A 16,235-nucleotide genomic window follows, 5' to 3' on the forward strand; every position below is an offset into this window, starting at 1 on the left:
ACTCGAAAAATCGCTCTATCAAAGATCAAACGAAGTTGCGCGGCAATCTTTGCACTTAAGGTCACCGCGCATCCGGTGGGGGAACAGACTCAGAAACGTCTCACACATCGTGAGGAATTTGACGGCGGCACGCCGTACAGGGGCTGGCCTGATTCGTATAGATGGTTCCTTTGGCAAGGAATCTCTTATGGAATCACGAGGCAACCGCGTCTTACCACTCCACTCTCAGGTAGAAGGATGCCAATGTACCTTGATCAAGTTTCTATGGCGGCGCAGTTTCCGACGGTGGTCTACATTATCGGGCTGATCGCCATCTTGCTGGCCATAGCCGGGATACTTCTATTCGACGCCGGCCTCAGTCGCGCAGGAAACGTGATGCACACGTTGACGCAAAAGCTTGTCGCCGCATTCGTTGCTGCGGCGGGTATGTCACTGATCGGATTCGCGATCTGGGTCACGCAGTTCAACCAGGCTTTCGGTGTTGCGAATCCGCTCGGCCAGGCGATCAAGTCGTGGTGGCTCGGAGGAACGGGCATCAACACCCTACCCCAGGATCTCGACCCAGCGGTCGTGCCGAATGCTGACTCCTTCCAGGCCTTCTACGCGCTCTTCATTCTCTTCGCCGCCTTCTTCGCGGCGCTGTTGGCCGGGTCTGTGATCGAACGGGTCAAAACAAGTTCCTTGGCGTTGATCGCATTACTCTTCGGGGCTGTAGTCATCCCGGTCGCTGGGTACCTGGTCTACGGCTCTGTCGGGCCGCTGTCCAACGCCGGTACCCACGACTTCGGCGGTGCATTCTTCTATATATTGCTTGGGTGTTGGGCGCTCGTATTGGTGTGGCGAGCCAGGCCAAGGGTGGGTGTTTTCGACGGCACCGCGACCGAGCCTGCGATCCCGCACAACATGTTGTATGTCGTGGTCGGAATGGTCCTCTTCCTTGCCGGAATCTGCGGCTATGCGCTTACCAACGGTTACCTGGTACCCGGATCCGGATACTTCGGGATCACCCTCAACGAGAGCGGCATGGGGCTGATTGTCACGAATCTCATGATGGCCTTCGCGGCCTCGGCGATCGGCGGCCTGCTGGTCTGGAAGATAGCGAAACACCCGTACTTCTTCTTGGTGTCACCGGTGGCCGGCTGGATCTCGGTGTCGGGGCTGATCGACGTCGTCAAGCCCTGGCAGGCAGGTCTGACCGCCGTGTTTGCGCCCTTTATCCTGCTCGGCGGTTACAAGCTGATGATCAGGCTCCGGCTGGACGACGTCAAAGTTGTACCACTTACGCTGGGCCCGGGAATCTACAGCGCTTTGATGGCCGCGGTGTTGGCAGGTGGCGTCAAGCAGGGTGGCTACTTTGGAATTGCGCAGGGTGAGTACGCCTTCCAGCACGCCTCGATCAACATCGGACATCAAGTGTACGGAGTTATCGTTTTCCTGGTGCTCGGTCTCGCGTCGGCGCTTCTCGTGGTCTTCGTGGTCGAGAAGACCATCGGGCTGCGTGACGGGCGAGTCGATGAAGGCCTGGAGGCGAAACTGGATCGCGCAGTCATTGGTGAGGTCGCATATCCTGACCGGGCACCTGCAGGGCTACAACAGGCTGACGTATCCGAGGAACCGGCTGCCGAGGTCAGCTTAGTGCCTTGACGGCACGCTAGAGCTATTCATTCGCCTGAGCAGATGAACGCGTCACCTGGATGCGAGTTGGGATCGCCAACAGATCGCCAGCACGACGCGTTCATTCCTGCTCCGGTACTGTTCAGCGCGCCTGATGGAAGTCGATCAGGGAGCCTTCGACAGGTCTCGGATCGTCCGGGGGAAAGCTGATTACTGAGCCGCCAGCCGGTGAGCACTGTTCGTTCCCCCAGGGCGGAGACCGAACCTTCACCGTTACATCACGCTCACGCGTTCTCGGTTACGAACCATGCCGCGATCTGGGCGCGGGTGTTGAATCCGAGTTTGGTGAGGAGGTGTTCCACATGACCCTGTGCGGTCCGCGGCGATATGGTCAGTCTGGTCGCGATCTGACGATTGGTTAGCCCTTCGGCGACGAGCGCAGCGACTTCGCGTTCACGGTTGGTCAACCGGACAGACGGCTGGCCGGATTGCGACGAGTGCGGTCGTTGCGAGGACTCCACCGCCTCCCCCTCGAGCGCGTAGGTGATTGCGCCATCCGTGTCGAACTGGCTTCCCTTGCTTCGAGCTGCGCTGAAGGTGCTGGAGCCGAGTTCGCGGGAGGCGTCGGTCACACATCGATCGTGCTGCTCGTTGAGGGCGGTGAACAGCAGCGGGCTACTCCCGACGGAATGCGCGAAGTTCGCCGCGGCGCCCAAAAGTGTGGCGGATCGTTGAAACTGTCGCTCCTCGCCCGCTGTCCACGCGAGCGCCTCGAGGCACACCGCCGCGGCCAAGCGGTCGTCCACACGTCGAATCAGCACCAACGCTTCTTTCAGAAGCCTGCTCGCCCGTTCCAACTCGCCTCGGCGCATGATGGCCACGCCCATCGCCCACAGTGTGTACGACCGGTACATGGTCTCGTCGTGAGCTTCCGTAATGGAAAGAGCATCGTTGAAACACGCGATCGCCTGATTCGACTCTCCGAGCAGATCGTAACCCACACCTAGCATCACGAGGATCCAAACATGTTGCGTGAGATCATGATCGGTGGGCAATGCGGCGCGCGCCATTTCGAGTTCGGCGCACGCAGGAGTGAGGTCGCCCTTGTAGACTCCGACCACGCCTTCGGCGCGGGAGAGGAAAATGTGGACAACGGGGTTTGTCGTTTCCTCGGCCAGCGAGCGTGCCTCCTCCATCAGGGTCGACGCAGTGTCGAAGTCTCGCTGTACCGCGGCAAGCGAGCTCGCAGCGTAGAGCGCTTTGATCCTGGTGGCGGGATGCTGCCCTGCCTCGCACGCCAGTAGACGTCCGAGCCAGTATCTGCCCTCGTTGAACAGGCTGTGGGAGAACCAGAACGCGAATAGAGAAGAGGCGATATCGAGACCTTTTTCGGGGGCATCGCCCACGGAAAACTCCATTGCCTCACGTAGGTTCGACTGCTCACGGGTCAGTTGCGTGATCCACTCGAGTTGACGGGGGCTGATCCAATCGGCGGCCGCGCCAGCGGACAGCTGCCGACACCATTCTCGATGCTCACGGCGCAGTTGCTGAAGTTCGCCGGACGCCTGCGCCTTCTCTTTGCCGTAGACGCGCAGGATCTCGAGTATCCGGAATCGCACATCCCGGCCGATCTCTTCCCGGATCAGGATCGACTTGTCCACCAGAGAGGTAAGCGTGTCCAAGAACTCGTCGGACGAGATGTCGCGGCCGCAGATAGTCTCTGCCGCGGTGAGTTCGAAGTGACCCGCGAACACCGACAACCGGGACCACACGAGTCGTTCCTGCGGTGAGCACAGCTCGTAGCTCCAGTCGATACACAATCGCATCGTTCTCTGTCTCGGCGGTCCGGCCCAGTGCCCGCGGGACAACACTTCGTAGCGGTCCCTCAGCCGATCCCGAATCTGCTCGGGGGACATCGCCCGCAATCGTGCGGCCGCCAACTCGATCGGCAGGGGCAGACCGTCCAGCTGCCGGCAGATCTGCGCGATCGTGCTCGTGTTGGCTTCGGTCAGAGCGAAGGTGGGGACGGCAGCAGCGGCCCGGTCGGCGAACAACCTTACGGCGTCGAACTGGGGAAGGCCTTCCGGTGTCGTCGGGCGGCTGTCGCTGGGGACGCTGAGTGGTGGCACGCGCAGAACGGCTTCCCCGCTGATTCCCAGTGGCTCGCGGCTGGTGGCGAGGATGTAGAGATTGGGGCAGAAGTGCAGAAGTTGGTCGACAACTTCTGCCGTTTTCTCCAGCACTTGCTCACAATTATCGAGCACCAGAAGAAGCTTCTGCGAGCCTAGAAACTCCTGCAGAATCGCGATGAGCGGTCGCGCCGTCTGATTGCGTAGCCCGAGTTCGGATGCGACGACGACCACGACGAGGGAGTCGTCCTCGACGGCGCCGAGCTTGACGATCCGCACACCGTCAGTGAACGCTGCCTGTACCTTCGCCGCCACACGCAGCGCCAGCCGAGTCTTGCCGACCCCACCGATGCCGGTGAGGGTGACAAGGCGCGACACCCCGAGCAGTCGTCGGGCCTGGGCGAGTTCGTGACGACGACCGACGAAGCTGGTCAACTCCAGAGGAAGATCACCCTGTGCGGACTTGCCGACACGGGGTACGGAGTGCGATCGATACCCTCTCGTGCCGGCGTGCGACCCGGCGGACCCGCCTCCCGGTTCGACGCGGACCGCCATCACATCCATCGGAAATCCGTAGCGTGCCTGGATGCCCCTGAGTTCGTCACCGAACGCAGCAGCAGTGGGCTGGCGTTGGTGTGGCTCGGCAGCCATTGCACGTTCGATAACGGTGCTGACGTCATCGGGGATTCCGGCGATCCGTGGGTCGGGGACCGGTTCGGTCGTGACCCGCAGAAACTGAGCGATCACGTTCTCTCCGCTGCGACGTTCGAAGGCGGCATGACCAGTGAGGGCGCAGAATACGGTGGCGCCGAGACCGTAGATGTCGGACGCCGCGCTCGGCTCGTCCCCCCGCAGCACTTCAGGTGCGGTGAAGGCGGGCGATCCGGTGATGACACGCTTGGTGGTGGTGAATCCGCCAGGTATGTGTGCGATTCCGAAATCGGTTAAGGCGGGCTCGGCATAGTCGGTGAGCAGGATGTTCGCAGGTTTGACGTCGCGGTGAATGATCCCGAGCCGATGGGCGCTCTCCAATGCTCCGGCGATACGTATCCCGATCCGGAGAGCTTCGTCCAGTGGAAGTGAACCCTGACGGCTAATCCATGCTTGAAGTGAGCCCTGGGCATGGAATTGCATCACCAGGTACGGCCGCCCACTTCCCGTGGTGCCCACCTGCAGCACGTTTACGATGTTGGGGTTGCCGGTGAGTCGTCCCATCGCCCGCTGCTCCCGGAAAAACCGGGCGCGGTTCTCGTCGTCCAGCTCTGAGGTCATGACCTTCACGGCAATCGTGCGATCGAGGGAACGCTGCCGGCACCGGAACACGACACCGAACCCGCCGCGGCCGATCTCTCGGGGGTCGTCGAATCCGGCGTCTCGAAGCTCCGTATCGACGGCGTGCAGTTCGTCGCGTTGGGTCGATAACGGATCGTTTTCAGCCGGCGGCATGGCTCACTCCGTCGGCTTATTCATCACGTAACACCGGAACGTCCCTGCCACCTCAATCACCTCTGCAGAGTCCTCCAAGGATATCGCGCTTGATCGGAGCCTTTGAGTGAACAGTCACCGATTCCTCGCAGTATCTCGGTCACGGAACGCCGCGTCACGAACAATCGCGGTGACCGGACGCCGCGGCGTTGCGTAACGTCCTCAGCGGCTTCCTGGACAGCATCCGGAATAGTTCCCGAATCTCGCCCTGAACGGGGTCTTACTCCACCGATCGAAGAAGGCATTTGCCGTATTGTCTGGACAAGCATTTCGTCGACGGTGCGCCGACCCAGTCGGAAGGTCGGCCAGCGCAAGAGCCGGAATGGCCAACATCGTCGACCGCCCCAAAGACGTGAAAGACCGGATCGAGTGGGTGGGAGATCACTCCGTCGTCGGGCTCGAGGGGGTAGTTGACCTGTGGATGGTGGCGACCTGCTGGGAGTTGACGGTTGCGGCGGCGGGACCGTAGGGGGTTGTGCCGCCGGGCTCGACCAGGATGGTGGCAGGTTACGGGGAGACCCCGGACTCAGGGGACACGACTTACGGTGACGTCGACTGCGCGGGTTCCGCGACGGCGGTGGCGTTCTGGGCCATGAACGCTCCCAGTCCGCGGGCGGCGCCTGGTTCCATGGTTTCCGGGAGCTGACCAGGCTGTGAGCCCGCGCTCCCGGCGTCCCCGGCGCTCAGAGTTCGATGTACAGGAAGTTGTCGGACCAGTTCGTCTCGCCGCTCGTCGTCGCGAAGTAGAAGATGCGCTCCGAGAATCCGCAATCGAAGTATTCGGCGATCTTCGATTCGCCGGGGGCGAGCGTGCCGAGGTTCCGGCTCTCGTAGACGAGCGGAGTGTGGACCGTGACTCCGGTGGCGGTCCCGTCACCCTCGTTGGTGACACGCACGGCGCACGCGTTGACACCCTCGGCGTTCGCCTGCGTGATCACGAGGTCGGGTCCGTCGCCGAGAGAGCCGAACGGGGCGGCGGACGCCGTTGCCGCCCCCGCAGTCATCAGCCCCGCGATCATGGTCCCCGCCACTGCCGTACGTCGAAAATTGCGCATGGATGTGCCCTTTCCTCGGTTGTCCGGATTGTCCCGATATGTACGCGACTGGTGCGCTCACCTTGTCAGGGCGGCGTCCCTCGAAGGCGGCGGAGCGCCGTCCCGGATGCGGGCGAGTTCGGACCGGGCAAACGCGACACGGCCGGTGTCCGCGCCGCGGGCGGCGGCAAGTGCGTCGGCGAGTTCGTCGGCGGCGTCGAGGATATGTACGGCGCGGGTCCGCTTCGCTCGTCCGACTCCCGCCTTGCGGAACGCCTTTCGCGCCTTGCGGTCGCCGCACATCGCCTCGAGTTCGGCGGCGGTCAGCCCGCCCCGGGCGACTTCGGGTGCCATGATCGCGCGCAAGAACCGTCGTTCGGTGGGGACCGTCATCGCGAAGACCTTGACGGCGACTCCGAGGGCGATGACGATGACGGCGAGCATCAGCACGAAGAGCAGCGCCGTGTGCCCTCGCACGAGCGCACCCATGGAGTCCCACACCCCGTGCAACAGCATCGCGGTTGCCATCAACGCGAGTCCCCGCCCGACCTTGCGACGTTCGGCCGGCCGGCCGACGAGATAGACGAGCCCGGCGCAGAAGACGGCGCTGTAGAGAATGTGTGCGCTGACACCGGTGGCCATCCGCATCCATACCGTCGACATCGCCGACTCGACCTGATTGGCGCCGAACTGCGAGCCCGCAGATCCCAGGGCGTACGCGACGTCTTCGACGATTTGGAATCCCAGGCCGATGAACGCGCCCAGGATGAACCCGTCGAAGGCGGTACGGATCAGGCGAGGTGCCAACGAGATCAGCAGGAGCAACCCGACGCCTTTCGCGATCTCCTCGTCGAACGGCGCCGCCAGTCCCGCGCCCCAGTCCAGCGCCCAGGCCTGGCCGAATGCCTTGGCGTACAACGCGCGCACCGCATCGTTGGCGTGCGCGGCCATGGTCCAGGTGGCGGCGAAGCCACCCCACAGGAACGCCACGACGACCAGCGCGGCGGGCTGGCGGGCGTAACGGTCGATGTGGTGGGTGAACCACCAGAAGATCGCACCGTAGACGGCGAACAGCACCACCGCCACCACGATCGCCTGCCCGTACGCGGCGTACTGACCGGCCAGCATCGAGGCGAAGGAGAACAGGCCCGTGACGACGAGCAGCAGATACGCCCAGAACGCGAGGTTGCGGGGCTGGAAGAAGGTGAACGACTTTCCCCACCCGGAGTTGTCGATGGCTGCGACGCGCTCCGCGTCGAGGTCGTCGAGTCGCGGTGTGGTCACGAGCCCTCCCCGGTGCGGTGGCCGATGCTGGTGATCATGCGGGCAATGGTGACGGTGGTGTCGCCGGAGACCTCGGCCGGGCCGGTGGCCACCACTTCCACCCCACGGCCGTCGAGGACGAAGGCCGCAATCACGCCGTCGGAGTGCGTGCCGGAGAACCCGGCGATCACTCCCCGGTCACCGGTGTCGGTGACGATCGTCTCGGGGCTCCCGGTCACGTGAAAGCCCTGCGCGCCGTGCAGGGCGTCGGTGGTGTCGGCGATCTGGGCGAGCAAGGCTTCGGCGTCGCCGTCGAACTCGCCGGTGTGGACGGAGAACACCACGTCGCCGTCGACGACGGTGGCGGTGTCGGGGTAGTCGCCCGAGACCGGCCTGTCGCCGACCCGCACTCCCGATGTGATGCCCCACCCGGTGGCCGGGCTGAAGGTGACATCGCCGTTGACCTCGAGCACGTCACCGGCGGCGACCGTGTCTTCGTAGGGCACCGCCCGATTGATTGCCGGCAGAATCAGTGCCATCACCGACGCGACAGCGAGGACGATCAGCGCTGGGGCGATCGTGGCACGGTCCAGGCCGAACCATCTCCGATCGACCGGAACCCAACGGTCGTCGGGCTCGAACGGGCGAGCGGGAGCATCGCGTGCCTCGTCGATCTGTGTTCCAGTTGTCACGGTCACCATCCCTCGGTGGACATTTGTTCAGAACATACGGGCTCGACTCCGGATCCGCGATCCAGACATCGGCCGGTCGCGCAGTTCTGCCGACACATCATGGTTTGATCGAGTTATGACCGAGGAGAACGGGATTCCCACCGTCGTGACCGCCGGCCGCATTATCGCCGCCCCGGCGCGGACGGTTTTCGAACTGATTGCCGACCCGTCGCAACAGCCGCGTTGGGATGGCAACGACAACCTGGCCGAGGCCGCCGCCGGCCAGCGGGTACGCGCCGCCGGTGACGTGTTCACCATGACGCTCACCAACGGCGGCATCCGCGACAACCACGTCGTGGAGTTCGAGGAGGAGCGCCTGATCGCCTGGCTGCCCTCGGTGCAGGGCCAACAACCGCCGGGTCATCTGTGGCGCTGGGAACTCGACCGAGTCGACGAGGCGCGCGTCCGCGTCACGCATACCTACGATTGGTCGCGATTGACCGACGAGAAGCGCCTCGAGCGCGCCCGGGCCACCACGTCGGACAGGCTTCAGGCCTCTGTCGACAGGCTTGCCGAACTCGCCGAGGCGAATGACCCAAGGCCTCCGGCCTGACCGTAGCCGAGGTCCCGAGTCACCGTCCGGGTACGACGGAGATCGTTCCCTGGCAGACGGCATTCTGAGAATTGACGAACCACCATCCCGCGCCGGTCTGGACGGTCACGGTGAATGACACCGTTCCGGTTCCCGTCCAGGTGCGGTTGATCGGGATTCCAGGCTTCTGCTGCCAGGCAGCCTCGTCGCTGACGCTGTGTCCGGTCGCGCCGGTTGTCGTGTTGTGCCAGTCGACCGACACCCGCGTGCCGTACCAGTTGACTCCGATGCTCGGGATGAGACCACCCGGCGGCGTCGGCAGTTCATTGCCGCCACTCAGCAGAATTGCCGGCTCCAGTGCGGATCCACCCGGTCGCAGCGACTCCCCAGACGCGGCGTTGATGGTCCACGTGAACGGCGGTGCCCAGACGAGGGGATTCGCGCTCGAGCACGTCATGGTCGTCGATGTCGGTGGCGCGGGCTGAGCGCTTGCGACAGCGCCTCCTCCGGTCGCCACAGCGGTTCCCAGTCCGACAGCGGTGAGTGCCGCGGCACAGACCCGTCGTCCCAGCTGCTTATTCATGAGCGCTCCATTCCTTCGTTACCACGAGAATTGAGACGTCCGTCGCCCCCCATTCCATTTCGGAAGCGGGACAGGATCTGTTACAGGTCGTGCGAACTGGACCGCCACTCACGCAGTCGTATTCGGCAATGACCTCAGCGCATCATCGGGAAATTGGCACTCGAGCACGGCCGAACGAAGCGCGACGATTGCCAAGGGCTTTCGGAGCGGAGAGAATTGGTGCCATGTGAGCTCTGGTCGGTCAGCTCATGGTCCGGCCACACGATGAGGCATTGTCCCGAGCAAGAGGGGGTATCGATCATGATGCAGCCGACGGAGCGATACCGCGTGCGAAGGACCGGCAGTAGCGCACCGCTCGCCATCCTCGCGATCATCCTGGCCGGAGTCGTGTTCGCCGGTGCGTGTGGGCGGCAGGACACGCAGTCTGGCGCCGAATCGCAGCAGGACGCGACGACATCCGGGACGAACCTGCTGCCTCAGGAGGTTCTGGTGGGGTTGGACGTCGTACAGAAGTACTTTCCGGAGATAGAGCAACAGACGGCGACGAGTGAGAACTCCACTGCGTCCGGTTCCCCCGACGCGACGAGAATGGTGATCTACGAAGGGGGCGACGGCAGAAGGGTAACCGTCTCCGTCGATCAGTATCCCAGCGCCGACGCAGCTGCGAGCGCATTCGAGCAAGCGATCGGCAACAGCGAAACCGTCCAGGGGTTCGTACCGCTACCGGCGCCGGCCGACGTCGGCGACAAGGCATTCGCCGGCTCCGTGACTCAGGGAGCCGACACGCACATCGGGTACGGCGCGCTCGCAGGCGAGTACGTCATCGGGGTGACCTCGGCCGGCTATCCGGCTACCACCGAGAATGTCGAAAAGCTGGCCGGTCTCACTCGCGACGCGGTCGAGAAGGCAACGGCATAGGGAAGGCGACCCTCGCGGCGCCAACACCGCGTCAGGATTGCGGCCACCGGAGTCATAGTGCCGTCAAGAACGGCCGCGACCTCGCCTGGTGGGGGTAGATCTGGAACTGAATCCCCGAGGAGGTTCCGATGACGCTTCACCTTCCCCACCCGTTCGTACACGAGCAGCCACGCCAGAACATCGTGCTCGACCTTTCGGTGCTCGGCCAGGGGATCGAAGACGCGCTGCGTGCGGTGATGGAACAACCGCAGCTGCGGCTGATCGGTTTCCGCTGCACTGCCGGTTCCGGTGCGATCGACGAAGCGATCGGGCTGATGGAACAGGTCCGGCGCGATTACGGCGTGATCCTGACGGAACTGGTCCTGCAGGGCGTCGACGGTGTCGATCTGCGGGAGATCGTCGACGAGGCGCTGGACGAGGCCTGCGCCCGCAACCGGTATCCCCGACCGAGCGTCGTGTTCACCGGGCACCCGGTCGAGCCGGGACTTCCCGCCTTGACGAAATCTTGACGCCCTCACCCCTTGCGCGCGGTTGAACGCGCGTTTAGCGTATTAAACATGCGTTCAACCAGTGCCGGTTCCGAGGTCCCGCAACCCGATATGACCACTCGCGCCCGAGTGCGCGACGCGGCCATCACGGTGTTCGGCAATCACGGCTTCAGTACCGGAGTGCGGGCGATCGCCACCGCAGCCGGAGTGTCACCCGGTCTGGTGATCCACCATTTCGGTTCCAAGGACGGGCTGCGCGCCGAATGCGACGAGCACGTCCTGCGGATCATCCGGGAGCAGAAGGCGGAGGCGATTTCGACCCCCGGGCCGGCGGGCACAATGCACGCCCTCGCCGAGATCGAGCAGTACGCCCCGCTCGTCGCGTACATCGTGCGGAGTTTCCAGGCGGGCGGAGGTCTCGGCGAATCCCTCTTCGAGCACATGGTGGAAGACACCGAGCAGTATCTCGCGCTGGGAGTGGCAGCCGGACGTGTCCGGCCCAGTCGCAACCCGAAGGCGCGGGCGCGCTACCTCACTCTCTACAACGTGGGCGCGATGCTGCTCTACCTGCAGATGCGCGCCGACAAGGAAGCTCCGCTCGACTACGCCACGGCCATCCGCGACCTCGCCACCGACGTCACGCTGCCCGCCCTCGAGATGTACACCGAGGGCCTGCTGCCGGATTCGTCGACGCTCGAGGCATATCTGGCCACCGAAGACGGCGCCGCGCAGGCGGGCGCGGCTCCCGCAGAACATACCGACTCCCCGAACTAGGAGCAGTTATGAGTGCGATCATCGAAGTGCGCAACCTGGTGAAGACGTTCGGACGAACCCGGGCGTTGGACGGACTCGACCTCGAGGTCGGCGAGGGGGAGGTGCACGGGTTCCTCGGGCCGAACGGCGCCGGCAAATCCACCACCATCCGCGTCCTCCTCGGCAGCCTGCACTCCGACAGCGGTGAGGCCACCGTGTTCGGCCGCGATCCCTGGCGCGACGCCGTGGCCCTGCATCTCGACATGGCGTACGTCCCCGGCGACGTGACGCTGTGGCCGTCGCTGTCCGGCGGCGAGACCATCGACCTCCTCGCGCGGATGCGCGGCGGACTGCACGAGACCCGCAAGCAGGATCTGATCGAGCGCTTCGGCCTCGACCCGAGGAAGAAGGGGCGGGCGTATTCGAAGGGCAATCGTCAGAAGGTGGCATTGGTGTCGGCGTTCTCGTCCGAGGCTCGCCTGCTGCTGCTCGACGAACCGACATCGGGCCTGGATCCGTTGATGGAACAGGTATTCCGTGAATGCGTCGCCGAGGCCCGCGAGCGGGGTGTGACGGTGCTGCTGTCCAGTCACATCCTGTCCGAGGTGGAGGCGCTGTGCGAGCGGGTCACCATCATTCGGTCGGGACGCACGGTCGAATCCGGGACACTGGCGTCGATGCGGCATCTCAGTCGTACGTCGATCACCGCTGAACTGCTCGGCGATCCCGGTGATCTGAGCCGCATCGACGGCGTGGCGGACATCCAGTTCGACGGGTCGACGCTGCACTGCCAGGTGGACAGCGAACATCTCGGCGAGCTCATCCGGGTGCTCGGCGACACCGGGGTTCGCAGCCTCGTCAGTCAGCCGCCGACCCTCGAAGAACTCTTCCTGCGGCACTACGAGATCGACGACGGCACGACGACGTCGTCCGACACGGTGGAGAAGGTGCGGGCATGAGTACCGCAACGGTGTCCCGGTACCGGCCCGTGGAGCCGGCGCCGGTATCATCCTCGGATTTCAAGGGGACGCTGCACTTTCTGCGGTTGTTCCTGCGCCGGGATCGGATCGCGCTGCCACTGTGGATCCTGATCTTCGCGTTCGCGCCGGCGCTGTACGTCGCGAGCATCGCCGACATCTACACCTCCGACGCCCAGCTGGCGGAGTTCGCGGCCACCACGGCGGCCAGCCCCGCGCAGATCGCCATGTACGGGCCGATCTTCAACTCCAGCCTCGGGTCGGTGGGTGTCTGGAAGGCCGGCATCTACTACACGCTGATCGGGCTGGTGGTGATCCTGACGGTCATCCGGCACACCCGAGCCGAGGAGGAGACCGGCCGGGCGGAGCTTCTCGACTCCACCTCCGTCGGACGGTATTCGGGCCTGACCGCGGCGCTGCTCCTCGCCGGCGGCGCCTCCGTCGTCACCGGAATTCTCTGTGCGGCAGCGCTGCTCGCCCGCGACCTTCCGGTGGGTGGATCGGTCGCGTTCGGGACGTCGCTGGCCTGCTCCGGTCTGGTGTTCACGGCGGTCGCAGCCGTTGCGGCGCAGGTGAGTACCGGCGCCCGCGTCGCGCGCGGTGTCGCGTTGACGGTGCTCGGGGTCGCGTTCGCGCTGCGCGCGGTCGGTGATGCCGGGTCCGGCACCCTGTCGTGGTTCTCACCGCTCGGCTGGGACCTGCAGATCCGTCCGTACGCCGACGAACGCTGGTGGGTCGTCGTTCCCAGCCTCGTCACGGCAGTCGTCCTCACCTGGGCGGCATACGCTCTCCTGCGCCGACGCGATGTGGGTGCCGGTCTGATCGCCGAACGCCCCGGTCCCACCGATGCGTCGCCGGCGCTCGCCGGAACTCTGGGACTGGCGTGGCGGATGCACCGTGGCACGCTCGCGGCCTGGACCGCCGGGCTCGGACTCTACGGCCTGCTCATCGGCAGCGCCGCGAAGGGGATCGGTGGCCAGGTCGGCGACAGCCAGACGATCCGGGACATCATCACGCGGATGGGCGGGTCGCAGTCGCTGGAGGAATCGTTCATCGGCTACGCGTTCACCATGCTCGCGATCGCCGCCGCGGCCTACGCGATCTCCGCGTCGCTGCGGCTGTACTCCGAGGAGAATGCCCAGCGCCTCGAACCCGTGACGGCCGGTTCCGTCGGCCGCGTCCGGTGGGCGTCGAGCCACATCCTGTTCGCGTTGTTCGGACCTGCGGTCGCGATGATCGTGGCCGGAGTGGCCGCCGGACTCACGTACGGTGCATCCATCGGCGACGTGGGGGGAGCCCTACCCGACGTGATCGGGACGGCGCTCGTGCAGCTTCCCGCGATCTGGATGCTCGCCGGAGTGACGGTCCTCCTGTTCGGTGTCGTCCCGAGGTTCACGCCGGTGGCGTGGGGCGTGCTCGTCGCGTTCCTCCTGATCTTCATGGTCGGGTCGATCGCGCAGTTCCCGCAGACGGTGCTGAATCTGGAGCCGTTCAGCCACGCCCCGAAGCTGCCGGGCGGGCAGTTCGAGGCGACACCGATCGTGTGGCTGCTCCTGATCACGGTGGTGCTGATCGTGGTGGGTGTGGCGGCGTTCCGGCGACGCGACCTGCGCTGAGCGCCTCGCCGGTGTGCACACTGAAGGCATGGCGCGTGTGCACACCGGCGAGTCCGTCCTGGCCCGGGCGGTGCGGATAGTCGAATCGTTCCGTTCGGACGATTCGCTGCTCACGGTGTCCGAGATCGCGCGACGGTCCGGTCTCCACATCTCCACGACGTCGCGGTTGATCGACGAACTGGTGGGCTGCGGCTGGCTCGAGCGTGAGGACCGGAAGGTGCGGATCGGGGTCCGCCTGTGGGAGGTCGCGTCGCGGGCGTCCCCGACCCTCGGGCTCAGGGAAGCGGCGATGCCGTTCATGGAAGACCTGCACGCCGTCGTCGGGCAGCACACTCAGCTCGGTGTCCTCGAAGGTGACGAGGTGTTGTTCATCGAGCGGCTCACCGCACCGGGGGCCGTGGTCAACTACACGCGCATCGCGGGCCGGATGCCGCTCCATGTGTCGTCGTCCGGGCTGGTCCTGCTCGCGCACGGCCCGTCGGAGCTTCAGGAGCGCATCCTGAGCGAGCCGTTGAAGGTGTACACCGACAAGACGATCCGCACCGCACGACAGCTGCGGGGAGTGCTGGCCGACGTGCGGCGGCACGGCTACATCCTCTGCGCCGGCCACCTCTACGCGGACACCACGGGCGTCGCGGTTCCGGTGCGGGACGGCAGCGGCAGGGTGGTCGCCGCGCTGTCGGTCATCGTGCCGAACGACGAGAAAGCGTACGCGCAGATCCCCGCGCTGCAGGCGGCCGCGAAGGGCATCACCCGCGTGATGGCGGCGGCACCGACATGAGGCGAGCCCGGGTGGCAGACGCCCACGGATTTGCCGGAATCCGACGCAATTGCGCGGGCGGCTGACCAATGTCTGGGACGCTGTGCGCGGTGGACTATCCGCCCCGCCCGTGCCACGGTGGAATCGGAACCACTTCTCCCAGAAAGCGCAGCATCATGGAAAGCACTTCGCAACCCAGCCCCCGGGAATGCCCGGACTGCCACGCGCTCACCGCGGACCTCGAGGCACACAAACTCTGGCACTCCCGGCTCGTCCACGACATCGCGACCGCCGTCGACAAAGACATCAGCCGAAGGGCACACACCTGACAGTTCAGTCCGCAGTCACGGCGATCACGAGCTTTCCGCGAACCTGACCGTCGACGAGGCGTCGGAGTGCCGTGGCGGCCTCGCTCAACGAGTACGTCCGGTCGATTGCGGGCGTGAGGTCGCCGGACTCGACGAGGTCGCGGAGAACGAGCAGATCCTTACCGTCCTCCTTCGAGACGAACACGCACAGTGTTTGACTCACGAACGGGGACAACGCGAGTGCGCGGATCTGGCGATCGGTTCCCCCGAGCCACCGCCCGTCGGTTTCGCCACCGACGATGACGAGTCTGCCGCGCGGTGTGAGGACCCGGCGCAGGCGGGAGAGGGACGAGTTGCCGCCGATGTCGAGAACGACGTCGTAGCGCCGCCCGAGGCGGGTGAAGTCTTCGCGGGTGTAGTCGACGACGTGGTCGGCCCCGACCGACCGGACCAGGTCGACCTTCGCGGTGCTGCACACGCCCGTGACTTCGGCTCCGTACGCCTTGGCCACCTGCACGGCGAACGTGCCGACTCCGCCGGACGCGCCGATGATCAGCACCGCCTGCCCCGCCGTGACCCTGCCGTGGTCGCGCACGGCCTGCAGCGCCGTCAGCCCGGAGATCGCGATCGCCGCGGCCTGCACGAACGTCAGACCGGCAGGCTTGTGCGCGAGTTTGGCCGCGGGTGCGCACGCGTACTCCGCGAACGTCCCGGCGCCGATGCCGAACACGTCGTCGCCGGGACGGAATCCCGTGACCGCGCGGCCGACCGCTTCGACGCGCCCGGCCAGATCCATCCCGGGAACGGCGGCCTTGGGCCGGCGGATCCCGTAGCCCGCGAGGCGTAACGGATACGGGAGCCCGGTCACGAGGTGTGCGACGCCGCGGTCGACACCCGCCGCGTGTACTCGGACGAGGACCTCGTCGTCGGCGGGAACCGGCATCCCGACGTCCCGCAGTTCGAGGATTTCGGGCGGACCGTAGACGTCCTGGACGACGGCCTTCATGGTGTCTCCATGCTCGGACTCCGATTCTGGAAGCGACT

At 65.3% G+C, this 16,235-nt stretch carries 16 protein-coding genes; 10 read left to right on the forward strand and 6 right to left on the reverse strand.

Annotated elements, in window-relative coordinates:
• Window positions 1-264: 264 nt before the first annotated feature.
• Window positions 265-1,644: an ammonium transporter gene (locus WKC72_RS08090; RefSeq protein ID WP_370182248.1), complete on the forward strand. Its 1,380-nt coding sequence runs from the start codon at window positions 265-267 to the stop codon at window positions 1,642-1,644.
• 254 nt (window positions 1,645-1,898) lie between these two features.
• Here the strand turns inward: WKC72_RS08090 and WKC72_RS08095 are convergent, their stop codons facing one another.
• A complete protein-coding gene (locus WKC72_RS08095; protein WP_370182249.1) occupies window positions 1,899-5,189 on the reverse strand; it encodes a protein kinase in 3,291 nt (1,096 codons plus the stop codon).
• 361 nt (window positions 5,190-5,550) lie between these two features.
• Between WKC72_RS08095 and WKC72_RS08100 the strand changes: the two genes are divergently transcribed.
• The gene (locus WKC72_RS08100; protein WP_200887780.1) at window positions 5,551-5,697 is read left to right on the forward strand and encodes a hypothetical protein; all 147 of its coding nucleotides are present in this window, start codon (window positions 5,551-5,553) and stop codon (window positions 5,695-5,697) included.
• A gap of 214 nt (window positions 5,698-5,911) precedes the next feature.
• On the opposite strand, the gene WKC72_RS08105 is transcribed toward WKC72_RS08100, so the two are convergent.
• Genes WKC72_RS08105 through WKC72_RS08115 form a run of 3 tightly spaced genes read right to left on the reverse strand, consistent with a single transcriptional unit; the run spans window position 5,912 to window position 8,226 of the window.
• Window positions 5,912-6,283 carry a hypothetical protein gene (locus WKC72_RS08105; protein WP_037229834.1) on the reverse strand — a complete coding sequence of 124 codons (372 nt, stop codon included), beginning with the start codon at window positions 6,281-6,283 and terminating at the stop codon, window positions 5,912-5,914.
• 57 nt (window positions 6,284-6,340) lie between these two features.
• On the reverse strand, window positions 6,341-7,546 hold the full coding sequence (locus WKC72_RS08110; RefSeq protein ID WP_370182250.1) for a PrsW family intramembrane metalloprotease: 1,206 nt from the start codon (window positions 7,544-7,546) through the stop codon (window positions 6,341-6,343).
• Entirely contained in the window at window positions 7,543-8,226 is a 684-nt protein-coding gene (locus tag WKC72_RS08115) for a hypothetical protein (protein WP_128641028.1), read from the reverse strand. Before WKC72_RS08115 ends, WKC72_RS08110 begins: the two co-directional genes overlap by 4 nt.
• A gap of 106 nt (window positions 8,227-8,332) precedes the next feature.
• On the opposite strand from WKC72_RS08115, the gene WKC72_RS08120 reads away from it, so the two are divergent.
• Window positions 8,333-8,809, forward strand: coding sequence for an SRPBCC family protein (locus WKC72_RS08120; RefSeq protein WP_037229828.1), 477 nt, complete (start codon window positions 8,333-8,335; stop codon window positions 8,807-8,809).
• Window positions 8,810-8,828: 19 nt separating this feature from the next.
• Here the strand turns inward: WKC72_RS08120 and WKC72_RS08125 are convergent, their stop codons facing one another.
• Window positions 8,829-9,371, reverse strand: coding sequence for a hypothetical protein (locus WKC72_RS08125; RefSeq protein ID WP_011595636.1), 543 nt, complete (start codon window positions 9,369-9,371; stop codon window positions 8,829-8,831).
• Between the two features lie 300 nt (window positions 9,372-9,671).
• Between WKC72_RS08125 and WKC72_RS08130 the strand changes: the two genes are divergently transcribed.
• From WKC72_RS08130 to WKC72_RS08160, 7 genes are all read left to right on the forward strand, one after another.
• Window positions 9,672-10,289: a hypothetical protein gene (locus tag WKC72_RS08130; protein ID WP_370182251.1), complete on the forward strand. Its 618-nt coding sequence runs from the start codon at window positions 9,672-9,674 to the stop codon at window positions 10,287-10,289.
• A 128-nt stretch (window positions 10,290-10,417) separates the two neighbouring features.
• Window positions 10,418-10,798 (forward strand): decarboxylase, encoded by a 381-nt coding sequence (locus WKC72_RS08135; RefSeq protein WP_128641030.1) that lies wholly within the window; start codon window positions 10,418-10,420, stop codon window positions 10,796-10,798.
• 48 nt (window positions 10,799-10,846) lie between these two features.
• Window positions 10,847-11,551, forward strand: coding sequence for a TetR/AcrR family transcriptional regulator (locus tag WKC72_RS08140; protein WP_037229822.1), 705 nt, complete (start codon window positions 10,847-10,849; stop codon window positions 11,549-11,551).
• 8 nt (window positions 11,552-11,559) lie between these two features.
• Window positions 11,560-12,489 (forward strand): ATP-binding cassette domain-containing protein, encoded by a 930-nt coding sequence (locus WKC72_RS08145; RefSeq protein WP_370182252.1) that lies wholly within the window; start codon window positions 11,560-11,562, stop codon window positions 12,487-12,489.
• Entirely contained in the window at window positions 12,486-14,123 is a 1,638-nt protein-coding gene (locus WKC72_RS08150; RefSeq protein ID WP_370182253.1) for an ABC transporter permease, read from the forward strand. Before WKC72_RS08145 ends, WKC72_RS08150 begins: the two co-directional genes overlap by 4 nt.
• A 28-nt stretch (window positions 14,124-14,151) precedes the next feature.
• Entirely contained in the window at window positions 14,152-14,904 is a 753-nt protein-coding gene (locus WKC72_RS08155; protein ID WP_037230036.1) for an IclR family transcriptional regulator, read from the forward strand.
• A gap of 155 nt (window positions 14,905-15,059) precedes the next feature.
• Complete coding sequence (locus WKC72_RS08160; RefSeq protein WP_005256569.1) at window positions 15,060-15,212, forward strand: hypothetical protein; 153 nt, start codon at window positions 15,060-15,062, stop codon at window positions 15,210-15,212.
• Window positions 15,213-15,216: 4 nt separating this feature from the next.
• On the opposite strand, the gene WKC72_RS08165 is transcribed toward WKC72_RS08160, so the two are convergent.
• Entirely contained in the window at window positions 15,217-16,197 is a 981-nt protein-coding gene (locus WKC72_RS08165) for an NAD(P)-dependent alcohol dehydrogenase (protein ID WP_370182254.1), read from the reverse strand.
• Window positions 16,198-16,235: the final 38 nt, after the last annotated feature.

This window comes from Rhodococcus wratislaviensis (genome assembly GCF_041228765.1).
GTDB lineage: Bacteria > Actinomycetota > Actinomycetes > Mycobacteriales > Mycobacteriaceae > Rhodococcus_F > Rhodococcus_F wratislaviensis.